This is a genomic window from Candidatus Hydrothermales bacterium (assembly GCA_039630235.1).
In the GTDB taxonomy this organism is placed as follows: domain Bacteria; phylum Hydrothermota; class Hydrothermia; order Hydrothermales; family JAJRUZ01; genus JBCNVI01.
This window is the reverse complement of sequence record JBCNVI010000032.1, coordinates 1-951: the sequence shown is the minus strand read 5'-3', so window position 1 is coordinate 951 and position 951 is coordinate 1. Positions and strand designations below refer to the sequence as shown.

Sequence of the window (951 nt, the reverse complement as noted above, 5' to 3'; positions counted from 1 at the left end):
CTAAGGCACGCTACTAGCGTTAACCCTGAGCCAGGATCAAACCCTCCATAAAAGATTTTTTAAGACCTCTGAGGTATATTACCCAACTTCCATACAGCTAGTTGTTAAGCATGAAAATTTTAAAGCTCAAAAAGTAATAGTTCAAATCGTCAAATTAAATTGCTTTTCTACAATACTTCTGTAGATTTCGCACCTGTCATAAAGCTCCCGATGTTTGCCTATATTTAAGATTGTTCCATCTTTCATAACTACAATTTTTGAAACAAGATTTAATAAACTTAATCTATGTGTAATTATTATTGCGGTTTTGTCAACTAAAAAAGTTTCTAATGCTTTTATAATTTTTTCTTCGCTTTCAATATCAATATTGCTTGTAGGTTCATCAAGTAATATAATTTCAGGATTTCTTAATATAGCGCGGGCGATAGTTAATTTTTGTCTTTGACCTCCAGAAACATTTAATCCCCCTTCAGTTAATTTATAAAAATATCCATTTGGTAAACTTTCTATAAAATCACTAATATTAGCTAATTTACATGCATATTTTATCTTTTCTAATTCTATATTCTCACCAAGAGTTAAGTTTTCATATATAGTTCCTTCAAATAAAAATGGTTCTTGTGGCACAAATGCTATTTTACTTCTATAACTATTTATATTGTATTCCCATAATTCTATTCCATCTATTAAAATATTTCCAGAAGTAGGTTTTAATAAGCCCGCTATAGTTTCAATAAGTGTTGTTTTACCTGCACCTGATGGTCCAACTATAGCAATCTTCTCGCCTTTATTTATCGTTAAGTTTATATTTTTAAGTGTTTTATGATTTCTATGTGAAAAATTAAGATTTACTATTTCTATCTTACTTTCTAATTTATTAAAAATTTTGCTTCCTCCTTTGGGTTCGTCTACTATTTTTAAAAACGCAAGTGTTCTATTGTAGGTAGATAT

1 protein-coding gene is annotated in these 951 nt (G+C 29.0%); it reads right to left on the bottom strand.

All coding sequences use genetic code 11. From position 1 onward, the window contains the following. Positions 1–141: 141 nt before the first annotated feature. A partial coding sequence (locus tag ABDH49_09140; GenBank protein MEN3047106.1) for an ABC transporter ATP-binding protein occupies positions 142–951 on the bottom strand: 810 nt, incomplete at its 5' end.